The sequence below is a fragment of the Paenibacillus sp. NPDC058071 genome, from assembly GCF_042885235.1.
Taxonomy (GTDB): Bacteria; Bacillota; Bacilli; order Paenibacillales; family Paenibacillaceae; genus Pristimantibacillus.
In genome coordinates, this window is sequence record NZ_JBHVSK010000027.1 from 20,376 (window position 1) to 37,424 (window position 17,049).

The window sequence follows — 17,049 nt, forward strand, 5'->3', positions numbered from 1 at the left end:
AAGAACCAAGTTGCCAAAGCGCCGAGAGAAAAAACGCACCGTCTTTCGAATCAAGTAAAAATACACCAAAAGCCAGCGACCGGTCTCACAGATCGCTGGCTTTCCATTTTAGCTTGGATGGCCGGAATAAACCTCCAGCTTGCTCCAAACGCTCTTCCAATTTTTCTTGGCGATGCGGTTCTCATAAATGATCGCCCTTTCTTTCGTCTCCGCAAAATAAGGCGTCGGCTTCAAAACAAAATGCAGCACGTCTTCAATGCCGCATGGAGCAGTCAGCACAATGTTATTTTGCGAATCCAATGCGAGACCCAGCGCCGTTGCGGTTTCAGGGAATTTGGAAATCGCGTCGACTGACGAAGAATAGGGCGGTATGTTGTTAGCGAGATGCATTCTGGCTTCATTTTTAACGGACCAAGGAATATGGGGATTCATAGCTTTAAGCTTTTGCTCCAGCTGTTTTTCTGTTTCCTCTTCAAGATTGTTTTGATCGAAATAAATAACATCAATATCAGGCAAGGGCGTTCTTTCGGTGAAACCGTGGAGCGTGTCCCATAGTTTAGAACGGACAAAACCGGCGCAAACCCACCAGTCGGGAAGCTTCAAAGACTTAGCGGCATGCAAAATGTCCATCATCCATTCGTCTTCCTTTACGAGCTGAATGATGTCTTGCTCATTTTCTAATTTCAGTACGATCCCCTCCGGAACAGAACATATATTCCCATCCTATCAAATGCTGAACAGGTTGTAAACAAAATGGAAAAAGAGACATCCAAACGGCTTTCCGTTTGAATGTCTCTTGTACGCTTGCATGCACTTTTTCTCATTAGCGGATGTTGCCCGCCGCTTTTCTTGAATCTCTCCGTCCTACTGCAACGGCTAAGAAGAAGCTAAGAATAAGAATGGCGGCTGCTGCCATGTAAGGGAAATTGATATCGATATCGAACAGGAAGCCTGCTACAATCGGTCCGGCAATATTGCCGAGACTTGTAAATGCGGAATTAAGTCCAGCTACATAACCCTGCTGCTCGTTAGCCATGCGAGACATTTGCGTACCAATGGCGGGACGCAGAATATCGATGGCCAAAAAGACGATAAAGGTCACGGTGACGATCACCCAATAGCCTTCTGCGAACAGCGTCAGGAAGATGAACAAGCCGGAGAAGAGCAGACATAAGGCGATAACGTTTTTTTCACCGAATTTATTGAGAATCCAGCCAAAGATCGTCGCTTGAACAACCGCGCCCGCAATGGAGCCGAACGTAATAATAAAGGCGATGTCTTTGGTCGTAAAGCCGAATTTGTGATCGACGAACAATCCGTAAACCGTCTCATAGTTAGCTAAACCGAAAGCAGAGACGCAGACGATAATGAGGCTCAAAAAATAAGGCTGGCGGTAAGAGTACAGCAACTGCTTGGCCAATCCTTCTTTTTTCGTCTCAACTGCGGATGCAACGGACGAAGCCGCTGGCTTGGAAGCGGGCAGGATGAAGGCCGTAATCACGGCGGCAAACGCGCCTGCGACAGCTGCCGCGTAGAATGGGACGCGTATACCATATTCGGCCAAGAAGCCGCCGATTCCCGGTCCGATGATGAAGCCGGTCGAAATGGCGGCGTTAATAAAGCCCATTCCTTTGCCTCTTTCCTCCATTGACGTTACGTCAGCTGTATAAGCCATGACGGCGGGCATAATGAGAGCGGCGCCCACACCACCGAGCATACGCCCTATAAAAAGCGGAATAGCCGAGTTGGCGAGGCCAAACACAAGCTCCGAAAGGGTGAAGATGACCATGCCGATGATAATCATCTGTTTGCGGCCGTACGTATCCGACAACCGGCCCGCCAGCGGCGACAGCAGCAGCTGCGTCAGCGAGAAAGCGGCGACAAGCAAGCCGACGGTCGTCCCGTTAATATGAAGCATATTCATATAAGCGGGCATGACAGGAACGATAAGTCCAATAGCGGTAAAAACGAGAAAAATGTTAATCATAAGAAGCAGGATCGCGCTTCTGTTCTTAAATAGCAAACTCATGATGAAGTTATCCTCCAGATGTATACTGAACGTTCGTTCCACATTATTGCAATAAAAATAGCTGACGCTTTAGGCCAGCAGGCAGGCGCTTGTTAAGGCGAAGAACGGACAATGCCGTTCAGAAACGTATGAATAGCGGCTCTGTAAAGACGGATCGCCGATTCCGGCGGGAGCACGCGGGACATTTTGCTCAATCCGATAAATAATCCTTCCAGTACAATGGCAAGTTCGGAAGCTTGGTCTGTGCGGAATTCACCGCCGTCGATCCCTTCCTGAATTAATTGTTCGTTGAATTGAATATGTCTATTCATCATTTCGCCGGCCAGCGCCTTCACTTCGGTCGTCATCTCTTCATTGTTAAAAAACTCGTCGGCTGCTTTCGATAAAGGATGGTTCAAGTCCTCGAGCACAAGCAATTCGGCTAAGCCGTACATTTTCTCAACTGTCGTCCTATAATTTCGTTTTTTCTGAAGCCAGCATTGTTCCCATTCGCGGTCCCATTCTTCCATGAGATGAAGAAAGAGTCCTTCCTTGCTCTTGAAATGGTAATAAATATTGCCTTTGCTGCCTCCAGTAGCCGCAACGATATCTTCGATCGACGTTGCTTTGTACCCTTTTTGCACGAATAAAGCTCTAGCAGCTTCGGCAACTCGTTTCTTGGTTTGGTCGCTTTGTTCTTGCTTCTTGTTCAAAACAGCTCCAACTCCTGATTTTAATCGAAATGCTTGGCGAGCGGTCCCTTCGAACCGGACCATCAATAATACTGAACGTTCGTTCTACATTTTATCATGGGCCGAGCGCGATATTCAAGCACCATTATTCATCCAGCAGCCATACGGAATCGCCGGTTTTAACGAGCCCAGGTTGAGCGATCGAGGCATACACGCCAAAACGCAGGCGAAAAGCTTCGTGCACGGTCCGCAAAACGGTTTTATCTCTTGCGAAATTGTCGGGATCCAGCGTTATTAGCGAGCAACGTTCACATTCCTCATCCACGAGCATTTCAGCGCCGCCGATTCGCAGCCGTTTTCCGAGAAGCCGTTGTTCCTCTTCGAAACGGTCGTCTGACAGCGCGACAATAAAGTTGGCTCGAAAGCGTCTAGGGTCGATCGGCCTTCCCAGCTTTTCAGATAGCTTCTTCAAGGTACGGTCAGTTACGATTAAGACGGCTTTGGCGTCCACGGCAAGCAAATCATCGGAAGGCGTGCAGCGCAGAAGCGACATCGGCCGTCTTGATTGGCCCTGCAGCTGTTGAAGCAAATGCATGTCCCATTCGAAGCTTTGGCCGTTTTCCCGGGACGTGATGCGAACGGGCGGAAAAACGTTCCCAGCCGTGTTGTCCCCGGAATCTTCAAAATGGGCTTCATAGCCGAGCAGAGAAGGCACTTCTCTTGCCGTAATATAGCGTTCCCAGCCGCTTTCGTTCTCGTCGACAAACGCATGGCTCCGGTCGCCGTACAAGCCGTAGTGTTCGACTTTACATTGCTCAAGCGGTTCTCCGGCCATTGATTTTACAATATATCTGTTAATACCGGTTAATTGTCCGATCGAATGTGGCACGAGGCTCCCTCACTTCGCTATAATCTGGAATACTGTTACTACACCTAATTATATCATGCCCACAAATTGGACAGGATGGATACTGCCGGAATGGATCAATATCGGTATCGGTATCAAATTATCGACCGTCTCTTCGGAAATAGGCCTATGGAGATTGGAGTTTGTACGATAAAATAGGCTTGAACCCGCTTTTTCTTGTCTCCGTCCATACCTCGTTATTGGCGTTGCAGGGCAGGGGAGCAGCGATTGCTTGATCGAAATGGAAAAGGAGGCTCTTATGCGCAAACATGCAGGGAAGCTCATCGTACTTGCCGCGATTCTGGCCGTGACGGCTGTTTTGGAAATGAAGTTTGATCTGTTTCCTGTTACTGCGGAATCGAACGGGAGCCATTCGACCTCGCTCAAGCAGTTGGAGAATGCAATGGCGGGTCAATTTCAAGAGCGGAACGAGCGCTTTACGCTCTATTACTCGGGCAACAAAGAGGATCTGAATGGGAGCCTTCAAGGGACGATCCGCAGCTCACTGGCGCAAGACGACTATACGGCATATATTCTCGATTCCTATCTATATACGGTTCGAAGCCATGGAGACAATTCAGTTGTCAAAATGGAGGCGAGATACCGGGAGACGCCCGAGCAGACGGCGGAGGTCGATCGCCTCATAACGGAGGCGCTGGGCCAGCTCATTACACCGGGCATGAATGATCATCAAAAAGTGAAGGTGATCCACGACTGGATTGTCGATCGGCTGGAGTACGATCAGACTTTATCGCATTATACGGCTTATGAGGCGTTGGCGACCGGCTACGCCGTCTGCCAGGGATATTCGCTGCTCGGATATAAAATGTTAAAGCAGTCCGGCATTAACGTTCGCATCGCTGAAGGAACGGTGAAGACCGGCGATCATGCGTGGAATATGGTGGAGCTGGACGGCAAATGGTATCATCTCGATCTCACATGGGACGATCCCATTGCAGCGGACAACGCCAAAACATCCGGCAAAGAGAAAAGAAGCTACCGTTATTATTTAAAAACCGATGACGAATTGCGAGCGGACCATCAATGGGTAAAAGTATATCCGCCGGCCCAAACTTCTTATGCGGATGAATTGACTTTGCTGGCGGAAAGCGGAGAGGCCGACTCCTCACATTATGCGGAGCTGAAAAAGCAGCTGGGGCTGCATTGGCTTGAAGATAAGCATACGGTTCGTGACGGAGAGAAGCTGTTTAGGCTGCTTCGGACAGAACTGAGCAAGCAGACGCCCGAGCTGCAATTTCGCTATCTGAAGGGCGAAAAGCTGGCTGACGATTTGCAAAAGGCGGTTGAGAAAACAGGTATTCCAGCCGGCTATTCCGCCAGCTACGAGCCCTATGCAAGCGACGGCTCGGTATTGGTCACTCTGAAGCTGAAGTACGTTCCATAACGATAGAATTTGGAGCTACACAAAACAGGCCGTCTCTTATGCCGCGGATGCGGGAGACGGCCTGTTGGCTGTTTTTAGGACTTGGCTTGATTTTGGCTTTGACTGCGGGCAGCAGTCATTTGCTGCCACACCGAGCCAGCGGCTTCTTCGCCGCGCTCGATTCGCTCAAGCGCCATTTGCGCTTGCAGCTGGATCTCGAATTCGGAATCCTGCGACGCGACGCGAAGCGCGTCAATAGCGGTTTCATCGCCGATTTCGTAGAGGAAACGGGCAGCGCGCCAGCGGACAAGCTTGTTCGCGTCGCGAAGCGACTCGATCATCGGCCCGATTGCCGCCGGGTTGCCCCAGTCGGACAAGGTGTCGCCGGCTGTCCGGCGAACCGGTGCCGATTTATCCCGCAGTGCCTCGATCATATGAGGCATGGCCTCCGGCGTATCCTTCAGATCGCCGAGGTATACGACGGCAAGCCTGCGCACGGACATGTTGTCGTCCCGCAGCGCCTTCGCAAGCGCCGGCAGCAGCTCCGGCTCGGCAGAGCCGATCCGCTCCAACGCGGCGTATCGGACTTGCCAGTCCGGCGATTCCAGCCGCTCGGCGATTTCCTCGCCGGAAAGCGGCGCCGGTCTTGCCGGCGGAGCAGATTCTTCGCCCGGTCCGAGCGCTTTTGCCGCTTCAATCAAGCCGCGAAGACGCTCTTCCGTATAGGCAGCTTCCAACTCCTTCACGATCTCGACTGCAATATCCTCCAGTTCGCCATAGCGGATACCGAGATCCTCAAGCATTCTCTCCCGGATCATCGAAGCGCCGGCTGCTTCCGATACCGACTCGCCGAATTTCGGCGGCAGCGCGGAGCGGACCTCGCGGTCGCCCGCCTTTACCCGCACCTGCATCGGAATGCCGCGGAATACTTGCACGAATACATGCGCTTCCCCGAAGCTTTCCGCTTCCGGAACCGCCGCCTGCGCGGCGTCGCCACCGTCGCCAGACAGCAGCGTTCTGGCATCCGCCAGCACGCGCGCCCAATCGGCTGACGCGATGCGGTCGAGGGCGATGAAATCGGCCGTGCGGAATACGCTCCGCACGCCCTCTATGGCAAGAAGGGAACGAAGCGGTTCAGGCGCCGATTCGGCTTCTTTCTTCGTATAGGATTGCTGCAAGCCGCGTGGAAGCGGCTCGTCGACGTTAAGCTTCATGGAATTAGGGCTTGGCGTCGGTTCGATCGACAATAGCTTCATCGCTCGTTCAATACCTCCCGATATATATAAATGGCTGTGTGAACCGGGCGTTAAGGGCGCTAGCGCTTGCGCCGGCTCATAAGAACAGTGTACACGAATAGGGAAAAGGAAGCGAATCAGGAAATCTGTTGTTCCGCTTCATTTCCTTTTTTTTATTATAACGTATGGGCCAAACGGTGTCAGTCTTCCTTCCTTACTAAGGACGCGCAGGTTAGGCCGCAAGGTCATTTGCTTACGCCTTCCGAAGTTGGTATCTTTAAAAAAGACAGGGAACCGATACCGAAAGTGAGGGATAGCAGCTTGAAGCAGCGCAAATTCGCCAACATCGATCCGATTCGACAGCATAATTCTTTGAAGCAATTCAAAAGGTGGCGTCAAGAACGCTCGCGAAAGCTGAGAGAGAAGGATTACTCCTACCAGGTTCCGTGCGCGAAGCCGGACGTCGATTACCTTCATCGGAATGTTACGGCTCGAAAGCCGTCCGTCACTTGGATCGGCCATTCCACTTTTCTTATCCAATTGGGCGGACTGAATATCGTGACCGACCCGGTATGGGCCGGACAGATGGCTTTTCAGAAAAGACTGGCTCCGCCGGGTATCCCCATCGAGAGCCTGCCGCCTATCGATATTGTTTTAATTTCGCATTCCCATTACGATCACTTGCATATGTCCTCGCTTCGCCGGCTGCCAGGTCGGAAGCGACTGCTCGTTCCGGCCGGACTGCGCTCGAAGCTCCTGACTAAAGGATTTACGGAGGTTATGGAGCTGGAGTGGTGGGAATCGACAACGATACACGGCTTGAAGTTCTCGTTCGTCCCTTCGCAGCATTGGACGAGGCGCACACTGCTCGACACGAACCGTTCCCACTGGGGCGGCTGGGTGATTGAGCCGTATGCGCTTGAAGCGGCGGCGGCCGAGCGGTCCGCAACAGCCGTGAGACAGACGACCGACGTCTATGCCGAGGAAAGCAGGGGCAGTGTGAAACGGCCAGTCGTATCTTCCGCCCCGACGATCTATTTTGCCGGAGACAGCGGGTACTTTGGCGGCTTTAGCGAGATTGGACGCCGCTTCGCGATTGATGTCGCGCTTATGCCGATCGGCGCATACGAGCCGGAATGGTTTATGGGGCCGCAGCATGTAACCCCAGAGGAAGCGCTGCAAGCGTTCGCCGATACGGGGGCGGAATGGTTTGTGCCGATGCATTACGGTTCTTTTAAGCTGGCTGACGATACGCCGCGCGAGGCGCTAGACCGGCTGGAAGCGGAGCGGGTGAAACGGGAGATCGGAACGGAGCGCATTGTCGTGCTCCCGCATGGAGAGACATGGCGATTGTCCGGAAAATAACAAACGAGAACAAGAGCATGCCAAATTCGGTGAATGACGCTGGACGAGCTGCGGAGCTATACTGATAGTATGACAGCAAACCACTAGCAGAAGGAGCACCTACAATGAGCCAACCTATCCGAATCGGCATTATCGGCGCAGGAGCGATCGGCAATGTCCACCTGAACACCTTCGCCAAGCTGGACACGGCGAATATCGTCGCTATCACAGACGCTTACCTGCCAATGGCGCAGCAACGCGCGGAAGAGCATCAAATTCCAACCGTTCACGAAACGCCGCAAGCACTGCTGGAAGACCCGACGCTGGACGCGGTAATCGTTGCCGTGCCAAACCAGTTTCACGCGCCGCTTGCGATTGAAGCGCTGAAGCAAGGCAAGCATGTGCTGCTGGAGAAGCCGATGGCTATTGACTCCGCTTCTGCGCTCGCCATTACCGAAGCTGTGCAAGCTTCCGGCAAAGTGCTGATGATGGCGCATCAAATGCGTTGGCAAGGACTTAGCCTTGCCGTGAAAGCGATGATTGATCAAGGCGATCTTGGAACCATTTACAATGTAAAAACCGGGTGGATGCGGAAAAAGGGCATTCCGGGCTGGGGCTCCTGGTTTACCCGCAAGGATCAATCGGGCGGTGGTCCATTGATCGATATCGGCGTTCATATGCTCGATTTGAGCTTATATTTGATAGGCAATCCTAAGCCCGTTTCCGTATACGGCTCTACCTACGCCGAGTTCGGTCCGAACAAGGAAGGCATCGGCAATTGGGGCACGCCGAACTGGGAAGGGTATTACGATGTAGAGGACTTGGCTTCTGCGCTGATTAAGCTGGACAACGGCGGGACGCTGGCGCTTGACGTGAGCTGGGCCGCCCATTCCGCGGCTATTAGCGATGAGCCTTTCATCCACTTGATTGGGACAAAAGGCGGCATTTCCATCGTCGGCAGCAGTGGAACCTTCGTTACCCACAAAGACAACGAGGTTGTGACGACGGCTATCGAGCCGCAAGTCGTTGAGGACGACCGCGTGCTGCTAAGCAGTCATTTTGTCGATTGCGTCATTCACGGCAAAGAGCCGATTGCGCCTGCTTTGTCCGGATATACGAATATGCGCATTTTGGATGCGATTTACGAATCGTCGAAAACCGGCAATGAAGTGAAGCTTAGCTGGAACTAATGAAAAAGAGCTATAAAAAGTGGAACGGCAGTGCAGAAATCCTTTCTGCACTGCCGTTTTTCTGTTAACATCTTCCATGGAGGGGGCAGGAAGAATGAAGAAGGCCATCGCGCTGCTTGTGTTGATCGGGCTGTGTTTATTCAGTTATGTACGAGCTGCGGCTCCCGATCAAGATCCGTATTTAGTGACCGATTATAGCAGACTGCATCCCGTGAAAGTTGAGCGGGTCGTTTCGGGCAAAGAGGAAGCGCAGCTCGTCGAATTGATCAATGAAGCGAACGAACGCGGACTTACGGTATCGATCGCCGGACAGCGGCACAGCCAAGGCGGTCATACCTATTATAAAGACGGCATCGTTGTGGATATGACCTCGTTCAATCGGATTCTAAGCATCGACGCGGAGAGACGGACCGTGACGGCTCAGGCCGGAGCGACATGGGAGGATATTCAAAATGCCGTCAATCCGCTTGGCTTATCCGTCAAAACAATGCAATCACAAAATACATTTACCATAGGCGGATCGATTAGCGTGAATGCGCATGGACGTGACACTCGCAACGGCTCGATGATCGGCAGCGTCGAGTCGTTCCGGCTGCTGCTCGCCGACGGAACGATCATGCCCGTCAGTCGTACGGAGAATGCGGAGCTGTTCCCGCTCGCGCTAGGCGGATACGGACTGTTCGGCATTATCCTCGATGTAACGCTGTCGTTGACGGAGGATGAAGTCTACGAGACGGAAACTGTAACGATGAAGACGGAGGAGTATGCGGCTTATTTCCGGCAGGAAGTACTGGCGAGCCCGGATGTCCGGATGCATATCGCACGCATTTCCGTCGCGCCGGATGGTGGAATGGGCGACATGTTTGCGAAGAGCTATAAGCTGGCGGCCGATGAGGAACTGAGCGATTATAATCGTTTGACGAAAAGCGAGCCTTGGACGACGGGCGGCAAGCTGCTGTTTCAGTTGAATCGGAAAACGGATTTCGGCAAGTCGCTGCTGTGGAAGCTGCAAACGGCTTTTTTCACCGAGGAATCGGGCGAGCTCATCAGCCGCAACAACGCAATGCGGGCGGCATGGAAATTTATGTCGTACAGCGAGCCGGGGAGCAATGATCTGCTGCAGGAGTATTTTATCCCGATCGACCAATTCGGCTCGTTTGTAAAAGCTTTTGACACGATCGTGAAGCAGCGTGATATGAATTTGCTCAATGTCACAGTGCGTTATGTTAAGCATGACGAAGAGGCGGTCCTTTCTTATGCGAAAGAGGATATGTTCGCGCTTGTCTGCTTGTTTCATGCAGGGCTGAACAAGCAGGAGCAAGCGGAGATGCGAGAGTCGGTTCAGTCCATTATCGACGAAGTGATTGCGCATGAAGGATCATACTATTTGCCGTATGCTGATTATCCGAGCGTGCAGCAATTTCAGAGCGTCTACCCGCGGCATGAGGCATTTTTCGCTGCCAAGCGTAAATATGATCCGCAAGAGCTGTTCGGCAACTATTTTTATGCGAAGTACGGCGCGCAATTGGATGAGGAAGGAGAGCAGAGCTGATGAAGCTGGAGTGGCTTATTCGGTCGCAAAGCATAGTAACGCTGGCGTCCGGGATGATTTATCCTTATTATTTATTGTTTCTTAAAAATATCGGCAACAGCTTCACGAAATACGGCCTCGCTTTTGCCGTATTTACGATTAGCTCCGCTGCCGTATCGCAGTGGCTGGGGCCGAGGCTGGACCAGCATAGTAAGCGGATGCTGCTGCTGAGCGCGGCAGGAATGACGGCGGCGATGCTGGTCTTTCCATGGGTGATGAGCTATACATGGGTGCTCGTTTTGCAGCTTCTGATGGGCGTGTGCAGCGCCATGCAAAAAATGGGCGAGCGGCAGCTGCTCGCCGATAACACGGAGGCCGGCCAGCGGGGAGCTGCCATCGGCAACTATCATTTCTGGACGACGCTCGCCTCAGGCTTCGCGGTCATTGCGGGCGGCTTCTTGATCGACTGGCTAACGATTAATGCACTCTTCTATCTGAGCGCGCTGCTGTATGCGTCCAGCGCATGGGCGGTGCTTCGCGGAGAGCGGCGAGTTAAAAGGCTGATCGCGGCGGAAGCGGAGGAGAAAGCTGGTTTTATGTAAAATGGTCAATCTGCGAGAGCGGTTTGGGGATGGAAGTATTGCTTGACCGAAAAAGGGAGAGTCGCGAAGAGACTGGGGATTCTGGTGAGCTGTTATGGATCATCTTTAATTGTGATTTATACTTAAATTCCCATAAAATAAAGGAAACGGGCATTGGAGGCGGTCGGTGTAAGCCTTTGCCCCATAGCTTTACCTCTCGTTTATAGTCAAGCACTGATTTCGTTTTTAAGCCAAATAAAGGACGCTTTTCGCCCAAAATGGCGATTAGAGCGTTCGTTTCCGGTTCAGACTGTGTTATAATGGTTCGAGATATTGAGTATGGAAGAGAAGGACGGGTTGCGAACAATGATCAGTACAAGTGGCATAACGCTTCGTTACGGGAAGCGCGCACTTTTTGAAGATGTGAATATTAAATTTACGCCAGGCAACTGCTACGGCCTGATCGGCGCAAACGGCGCCGGCAAGTCGACGTTTCTGAAAATAATGTCCGGCGAGGTCGAACAGACGAACGGCGATGTTCATATTACGCCGGGCGAACGTCTCGCTGTATTGAAGCAGAACCATTACGAGTACGATGAATTCGCCGTATTGGAAACGGTCATTATGGGCCATAAGAAGCTCTATGATGTCATGAAGGAGAAGGACACGCTTTATGCGAAAGCGGACTTCACCGACGAAGACGGCATGCGCGCAGGCGAACTGGAAGCGGAATTCGCCGAGATGAACGGCTGGGAAGCGGAGTCGGAAGCCGCTGAAATGCTGAACGGTTTGGGCATTACGCCGGATATGCACGACAAGAAGATGTCGGAGCTGGGCGGCAACGAGAAGGTTCGCGTATTGCTGGCGCAAGCTTTGTTCGGCGAGCCGAACATTTTGCTCCTCGATGAGCCTACCAACCATTTGGACATCGAATCGATCCGCTGGCTGGAAGATTTCCTTTCGAAATTTGAAGGCACCGTTGTCGTCGTGAGTCACGATCGTCACTTCCTGAACACCGTATGTACGCATATTGCGGACATCGATTTCGGCAAAATCCAAATGTATGTAGGCAACTACGACTTCTGGTACGAGTCGAGCCAATTGGCGTTGCAATTGCAGCGCGGCGAGAACAAGAAGAAAGAAGATAAAATTAAAGAGCTGCAAGCGTTCATTCAACGCTTCAGCGCTAACAAATCGAAATCGAAGCAGGCGACTTCCCGTAAGAAGCTGCTCGATAAAATTACGCTGGACGACATTCGTCCTTCCAACCGCAAATATCCGTTTATCCAATTCAAAGGCGAACGCGAAGCCGGCAAATCGCTGCTGCTTGTCGAAGGCCTGACGAAGACGATCGACGGCGAGAAAGTGATCGACAACTTGACGGTCACGATTAACAAAGGCGATAAAATCGCGTTTGTCGGCCCGAACGGTCTGGCGAACACGGTATTGTTCCAGTTGCTGATGGGCGAGCTGGAGGCGGACTCGGGCTCGTTCCAATGGGGCGTAACCACAACGCAAGGGTACTTCCCGAAAGACAACTCGCCATATTTTGACGGCGTTGAGCTTACGTTGGTCGAATGGCTGCGCCAGTATTCGAAGGACCCAGACGAAACGTTCATTCGCGGCTTCCTTGGAAGAATGCTGTTCGCCGGCGACGACGGTATGAAGAAAGCTAGCGTGCTGTCCGGGGGCGAGAAGGTCCGCTGCATGCTGTCCAAAATCATGCTCAGCGGCTCGAATACGTTCATTCTCGACGAACCAACCAACCACTTGGATCTCGAATCCATTACGGCGCTTAACAACGGTTTGATCGATACCGATTGCACCATACTATTCACTTCGCATGACCATCAGTTCGTGCAAACGATCGCCAATCGGGTAATGGAAATTACGCCGAATGGCTTGATCGACCGAATGATGACGTATGACGAATACCTTGAAAGCGATGAAGTTAAAGCGCTGCGTGAACGTATGTACGCGGTATAACTTTATAGCGATTGATAAAAAGTCGAACGGGAACTTCCCGTTCGACTTTTTTTAGTGATGAGCGCCTTCGACTGAGCGCCTTCGACTGAGCGCCTTCGACTGAGCGCCTTCGACTGAGCGCCTTCGACTGAGCGCCTTCGACTGAGCGCCTTCGACTGAGCCAAACAAAAAACCTTGATTTCCGATAGGATATATCGTATATTACTCAACACAGAAAGATTCGAGGAGGTAATTAGCTATGAGTCATTTACCGTTAACTGTCGATACTGCCTGGCTGGCAGAGCGTTTGGAAGATCCGAATTTGCGATTGCTGGATGCGACAACTTTTTTACAAATCCCGCCTGAGGGCGGTTACTACAAAATTTGGTCGGGCCGGGAAGCATACGATCAAAGCCACATCCCGGGCGCGGTTTTCGCTGATATTTATAAGGAGTTGTCCGACCCGGACGGCAAGTATCCGTTTACGGTTCCGACTCAAAACTATTTCTCCGAGAAGATCGGCGGGCTGGGCGTAGGCGCCGAAGAAACGTATGTGGTCGTGTACGATCAAGGAACCGGCCCAAGCTCATGGGCTTCGCGTCTATGGTGGCTGCTCCGTTTATCCGGTTATGATCAAGTTGCGGTGCTAGAAGGCGGACTGGCGAAATGGACAGGCGAAGGCCGTCCGGTAACAGATGCGCCTGGCTCTTATCCGCCTGCCATATTCGATCGGGTACGCCGTCCTGAGCTGCTGGCGACGAAAGAAGAAGTGAAAGCAGCGATCGAGGACGAGTCGGCTATTATCGTCGACAGCTTGTCCCCGGCCAGCTACAACGGCGAGTCAGACACGTATGAAAGAAACGGACATATCCCGACCAGTATCAACTTATTTATTGCGACGCATCTTGAGCCTGGCACGAACTTATTGCAAAGCGATGATGTATTGCGGGAGAGACTGGAACCAGTCGGCGTATTAGACGAAGGCAAAAAAGTGATTACGTATTGCGGCGGCGGCATCGCCGCGACATGGAACGCACTTGTGCTTGCGAAGCTTGGTAAAGAGGTGGCCGTCTATGACGGCTCGCTAACGGAATGGACAGCCGATCCTTCCTTGCCGCTAGTGAACGGCAAAGAAGATCCGGTTCATTAAAAACAACAAAGAATGAACCGCCGCAAGATGGACACTTTAGATAGTGTCTGTCTTGCGGCTTTTTGTTTTCGCTCGACTTTTTTGCAATATATCCTGCGTCTCGGGGCAGGAACTCAGTCTCCAGCGTGCGTTGTAAGGTGGTTGCGCCACGGTGGCGAGAGTTACTTACTACAACCTGTCGGAATGTTGCATATGCGCACAAATGCACGACGTCGGTCAACACTGTTTCTCTAGACCCACACAACATTTGCCAGTTATGATAGCGATAATGAGGAGAGAAGAGAAAGCGAGGGAACGACACTGAACCAGTATGAGGAGATCAAGCAGGGCGAGAAGGGCGCATGGGTAAGCATAGTCGCATACTTGATTTTATCGGCGTTGAAGCTGATTGCCGGCTATTGGTTTGCTTCGGGCGCGCTCGTGGCGGACGGCTTCAACAACCTGACCGATATCGTGGCGTCGGTTTCCGTGCTTATCGGCTTGCGCATTTCGCAAAAACCGCCGGATAAAGATCATCCCTACGGACATTTCCGCGCGGAGACGATTGCAGCGCTTATCGCTTCTTTTATTATGGCAACGGTCGGATTGCAGGTACTCATCGGCGCGGTGCGTTCCCTTTTTGCTGAGGAAAAAGGCGTTCCGTCGCTGACGTCCGCTTGGGTCGCTCTATTCGCGGCTGTCTGTATGTTCGCTGTGTATGCCTATAATCGAAGGCTTGCCAAAAGAATCAACAACCAAGCGCTGCTCGCGGCGGCCAAAGACAATTTGTCGGATGCGCTGGTCAGTATCGGCGCGGCTATCGGCATCATCGGCGCCCAATTCGGATTGCCATGGCTGGATCCGGTTGCCGCTATTGCCGTCGGCCTTATTATATGCAAAACGGCTTGGAGCATTTTTTACAGTGCGACTCACGCTTTGACGGACGGTTTTGATGCCAATGAGCTGTCCACGCTACGAACGACGATCGAGAAGACGAGCGGCGTCAAAGCGATCAAGGATATTAAAGCAAGAGTGCACGGCAGCAATGTATTAATCGACGTTATCGTGCAGGTCGACCCTGAGCTTTCCTTGATTGAGAGCCATCGCATTAGCGATGAAATCGAGAAAAAGATGGAGAAAAAGCCGAATATTATGAGCGTACACGTTCACGTGGAGCCGCATGAACCCGCTATTCGGGAGCCTGAAAGCTAGGTGTAAATGTTACCAATTGGGAAAGTAATTACCGTCAATTGGTACAAAAGGCTTAATACGGCTAGCGGGCACTTGGCAAACTTTTCAGTCGGTTGGTGTTTTGCTGGAAAGCGAGCGTTACCAACGGTTTCACGGTTCATCGGATTGCGGGCGCCTTCTGCGGAGGGCGCTCTTTTTGCTGGACGGATTTGGAATTCGACTAATTCCTTGTGCCTACATGCACGAAAAAGCCATTTGGGCACTATGGACGATGCTTGTACGCCTTTCCCAAACCTACAATGAGAAAAGCGGCGTGAAGCCAGCTATTTCAAGGGAGGCGTAGAACATGAACAACAAGATGAAAAAACGGATGCTTTCGGTTACGGTTGCCGCATCGCTGCTGGCGGGCGCGACAGCGTTGTCGGTCCCGGCTGCTTATGCGGCACAATCGGTTGCATTCAGTAACGCTCCAACAACAGCCACCATTAAAGCATCGGTCAATTTTCGGACAAGTCCTTCGGCGTCCGCTTCGCAAATTCGTTTTTTGAAGAAAAATGAACAGGTTACCGTTTTATCGCAACCAAACAGCTACTGGTATCAAGTGCAGGACGCGAGCGGACAGGTCGGTTATGTCAGTTCGCAATCTCAATATATCGCCTTAAACGGCAATACAGGAAACGGAGGCTCGAACGGAGGAACAAACAGCTCGTCTGGCACGCAGGCTACGATTAAAGCATCGGTCAATTTCCGGACGGCTCCATCCGCTTCCGCAGCCTCTATCCGTTTTCTGAAACAGAACGAGCAGGTCACTGTTCTATCGCAGCCTAACAGCTACTGGTATGAAGTGCGTGACGCGGCAGGGCAAACCGGTTTTGTTAGCTCGCAAAGCCAGTACATATCCGTAAGCGGTACGGTACCGCCTGGCGGTGGCGGAAGCACCGGGGGAGGGAGCAACGGCAGCGGTAGCGGCAATGGCAACACTGGAGGCGGATCGAACGGAGGGGCGACAACGCCTTCTACTGCTTCTGTTGAAAAAGTCATTGCGGCCGGTATGAAGTATTTAGGTACGCCATATGAATTCGGCTCGGATAGGAATACGACGGCAACGTTTGACTGCTCCGATTTCGTTCGCCAAGCTTTTATGGACGGTGTGGGATTGAAGCTTCCGGCTGATTCGCGGGGACAAGGGCAGCATGTCAAAAACAAAGGCGGCGTCGTAACCGACTGGAAGCAGCTGAAGCGCGGAGATCTTATGTTCTTTATGAGCTACAGAGGGACAGGCGCATCCTCGTATTCCGGGGTGAACAAAGCGATGGCCACGATCAATCACGTCGGCATCTATCTCGGCAACGGGCAAGTGCTGCATACGTACTCCAAGGAAAGCGGAGGCGTGAGAACGAACAGCATCGCCGGAACGCATTGGGAGCATCGTTTCCTATACGGCGGAAGCGCACTGTAACCGAAAAAGGTGAAGAGCAAAGCTCCGTACGGGGCTTTGCTCTTTTGCTTTCGTGGGATGCCGCTGAATTAGGCAGAGCTAGTCGTCTTTAAGTGGACGGATAGGGCGAGTTAAAGGGACGCGCAGAGGTGGAAAGTGCAGTCGCATCGAGCTGTAAGCCGGAAAAACCGTCTTACAGTGGCGAAAAGTGCGCTCAAGCAGGGCTGTAAGTCGGAAAACCGTCTTACAGAGGCGAAAAATGCGCTCGTGCAGAGCTGTAAGCCGGAAAAGCGTCTTACAGAGGCGAAAAGTGCGCTCAAGTAGGGCTGTAAGACGAAAAATCGTCTTACAGAGGCGAAATGTACCTCTGTCAAGAAAGTAGACACGCTCATTATGCAACCTGGTGCTGCTCGTAGTAACGTTTTTCACACAGATGTGGGGTCATGTAACCAAT

The 17,049-nt window shown here is 52.1% G+C and carries 14 protein-coding genes; 9 read left to right on the forward strand and 5 right to left on the reverse strand.

What is annotated here, in order from left to right:
- Window positions 1–108: 108 nt before the first annotated feature.
- The 4 genes from ACFVTB_RS26960 to ACFVTB_RS26975 form a co-directional block, all read right to left on the reverse strand.
- On the reverse strand, window positions 109–687 hold the full coding sequence (locus ACFVTB_RS26960; RefSeq protein WP_387756405.1) for a nucleotidyltransferase family protein: 579 nt from the start codon (window positions 685–687) through the stop codon (window positions 109–111).
- Window positions 688–823: 136 nt separating this feature from the next.
- Window positions 824–2,029, reverse strand: coding sequence for an MFS transporter (locus ACFVTB_RS26965; protein ID WP_387756380.1), 1,206 nt, complete (start codon window positions 2,027–2,029; stop codon window positions 824–826).
- 92 nt (window positions 2,030–2,121) lie between these two features.
- On the reverse strand, window positions 2,122–2,721 hold the full coding sequence (locus ACFVTB_RS26970) for a TetR/AcrR family transcriptional regulator (RefSeq protein ID WP_387756382.1): 600 nt from the start codon (window positions 2,719–2,721) through the stop codon (window positions 2,122–2,124).
- A gap of 124 nt (window positions 2,722–2,845) precedes the next feature.
- Window positions 2,846–3,589 (reverse strand): MOSC domain-containing protein, encoded by a 744-nt coding sequence (locus tag ACFVTB_RS26975; RefSeq protein ID WP_387756384.1) that lies wholly within the window; start codon window positions 3,587–3,589, stop codon window positions 2,846–2,848.
- 277 nt (window positions 3,590–3,866) lie between these two features.
- On the opposite strand from ACFVTB_RS26975, the gene ACFVTB_RS26980 reads away from it, so the two are divergent.
- On the forward strand, window positions 3,867–5,012 hold the full coding sequence (locus ACFVTB_RS26980) for a transglutaminase domain-containing protein (RefSeq protein WP_387756386.1): 1,146 nt from the start codon (window positions 3,867–3,869) through the stop codon (window positions 5,010–5,012).
- A gap of 74 nt (window positions 5,013–5,086) precedes the next feature.
- Here the strand turns inward: ACFVTB_RS26980 and ACFVTB_RS26985 are convergent, their stop codons facing one another.
- Window positions 5,087–6,247, reverse strand: coding sequence for a virulence factor (locus ACFVTB_RS26985; protein ID WP_387756388.1), 1,161 nt, complete (start codon window positions 6,245–6,247; stop codon window positions 5,087–5,089).
- 300 nt (window positions 6,248–6,547) lie between these two features.
- Between ACFVTB_RS26985 and ACFVTB_RS26990 the strand changes: the two genes are divergently transcribed.
- From ACFVTB_RS26990 to ACFVTB_RS27025, 8 genes are all read left to right on the forward strand, one after another.
- The gene (locus tag ACFVTB_RS26990; RefSeq protein ID WP_387756389.1) at window positions 6,548–7,591 is read left to right on the forward strand and encodes an MBL fold metallo-hydrolase; all 1,044 of its coding nucleotides are present in this window, start codon (window positions 6,548–6,550) and stop codon (window positions 7,589–7,591) included.
- Between the two features lie 104 nt (window positions 7,592–7,695).
- On the forward strand, window positions 7,696–8,760 hold the full coding sequence (locus tag ACFVTB_RS26995; protein ID WP_387756391.1) for a Gfo/Idh/MocA family protein: 1,065 nt from the start codon (window positions 7,696–7,698) through the stop codon (window positions 8,758–8,760).
- A gap of 94 nt (window positions 8,761–8,854) precedes the next feature.
- Window positions 8,855–10,312: an FAD-binding oxidoreductase gene (locus ACFVTB_RS27000; protein WP_387756393.1), complete on the forward strand. Its 1,458-nt coding sequence runs from the start codon at window positions 8,855–8,857 to the stop codon at window positions 10,310–10,312.
- Window positions 10,312–10,893, forward strand: a complete 582-nt coding sequence (locus ACFVTB_RS27005; RefSeq protein ID WP_387756395.1) for an MFS transporter — start codon at window positions 10,312–10,314, stop codon at window positions 10,891–10,893. Before ACFVTB_RS27000 ends, ACFVTB_RS27005 begins: the two co-directional genes overlap by 1 nt.
- A 345-nt stretch (window positions 10,894–11,238) precedes the next feature.
- Window positions 11,239–12,858, forward strand: a complete 1,620-nt coding sequence (locus tag ACFVTB_RS27010; RefSeq protein ID WP_387756397.1) for an ABC-F family ATP-binding cassette domain-containing protein — start codon at window positions 11,239–11,241, stop codon at window positions 12,856–12,858.
- Between the two features lie 238 nt (window positions 12,859–13,096).
- On the forward strand, window positions 13,097–13,987 hold the full coding sequence (locus ACFVTB_RS27015) for a sulfurtransferase (RefSeq protein ID WP_387756399.1): 891 nt from the start codon (window positions 13,097–13,099) through the stop codon (window positions 13,985–13,987).
- Between the two features lie 300 nt (window positions 13,988–14,287).
- Complete coding sequence (locus ACFVTB_RS27020; RefSeq protein WP_387756407.1) at window positions 14,288–15,178, forward strand: cation diffusion facilitator family transporter; 891 nt, start codon at window positions 14,288–14,290, stop codon at window positions 15,176–15,178.
- 325 nt (window positions 15,179–15,503) lie between these two features.
- On the forward strand, window positions 15,504–16,616 hold the full coding sequence (locus ACFVTB_RS27025) for a C40 family peptidase (protein ID WP_387756401.1): 1,113 nt from the start codon (window positions 15,504–15,506) through the stop codon (window positions 16,614–16,616).
- Window positions 16,617–17,049 lie beyond the last annotated feature (433 nt).

Bases quoted from the DNA above. Each gene is read 5' to 3' on its own strand.
- ACFVTB_RS26965 (WP_387756380.1), bottom strand. From the start codon at position 2,029: ATGAGTTTGCTATTTAAGAACAGAAGCGCGATCCTGCTTCTTATGATT.
- ACFVTB_RS26980 (WP_387756386.1), top strand. From the start codon at position 3,867: ATGCGCAAACATGCAGGGAAGCTCATCGTACTTGCCGCGATTCTGGCC.
- ACFVTB_RS26985 (WP_387756388.1), bottom strand. From the start codon at position 6,247: ATGAAGCTATTGTCGATCGAACCGACGCCAAGCCCTAATTCCATGAAG.
- ACFVTB_RS26995 (WP_387756391.1), top strand. From the start codon at position 7,696: ATGAGCCAACCTATCCGAATCGGCATTATCGGCGCAGGAGCGATCGGC.
- ACFVTB_RS27000 (WP_387756393.1), top strand. From the start codon at position 8,855: ATGAAGAAGGCCATCGCGCTGCTTGTGTTGATCGGGCTGTGTTTATTC.
- ACFVTB_RS27005 (WP_387756395.1), top strand. From the start codon at position 10,312: ATGAAGCTGGAGTGGCTTATTCGGTCGCAAAGCATAGTAACGCTGGCG.
- ACFVTB_RS27010 (WP_387756397.1), top strand. From the start codon at position 11,239: ATGATCAGTACAAGTGGCATAACGCTTCGTTACGGGAAGCGCGCACTT.
- ACFVTB_RS27015 (WP_387756399.1), top strand. From the start codon at position 13,097: ATGAGTCATTTACCGTTAACTGTCGATACTGCCTGGCTGGCAGAGCGT.
- ACFVTB_RS27025 (WP_387756401.1), top strand. From the start codon at position 15,504: ATGAACAACAAGATGAAAAAACGGATGCTTTCGGTTACGGTTGCCGCA.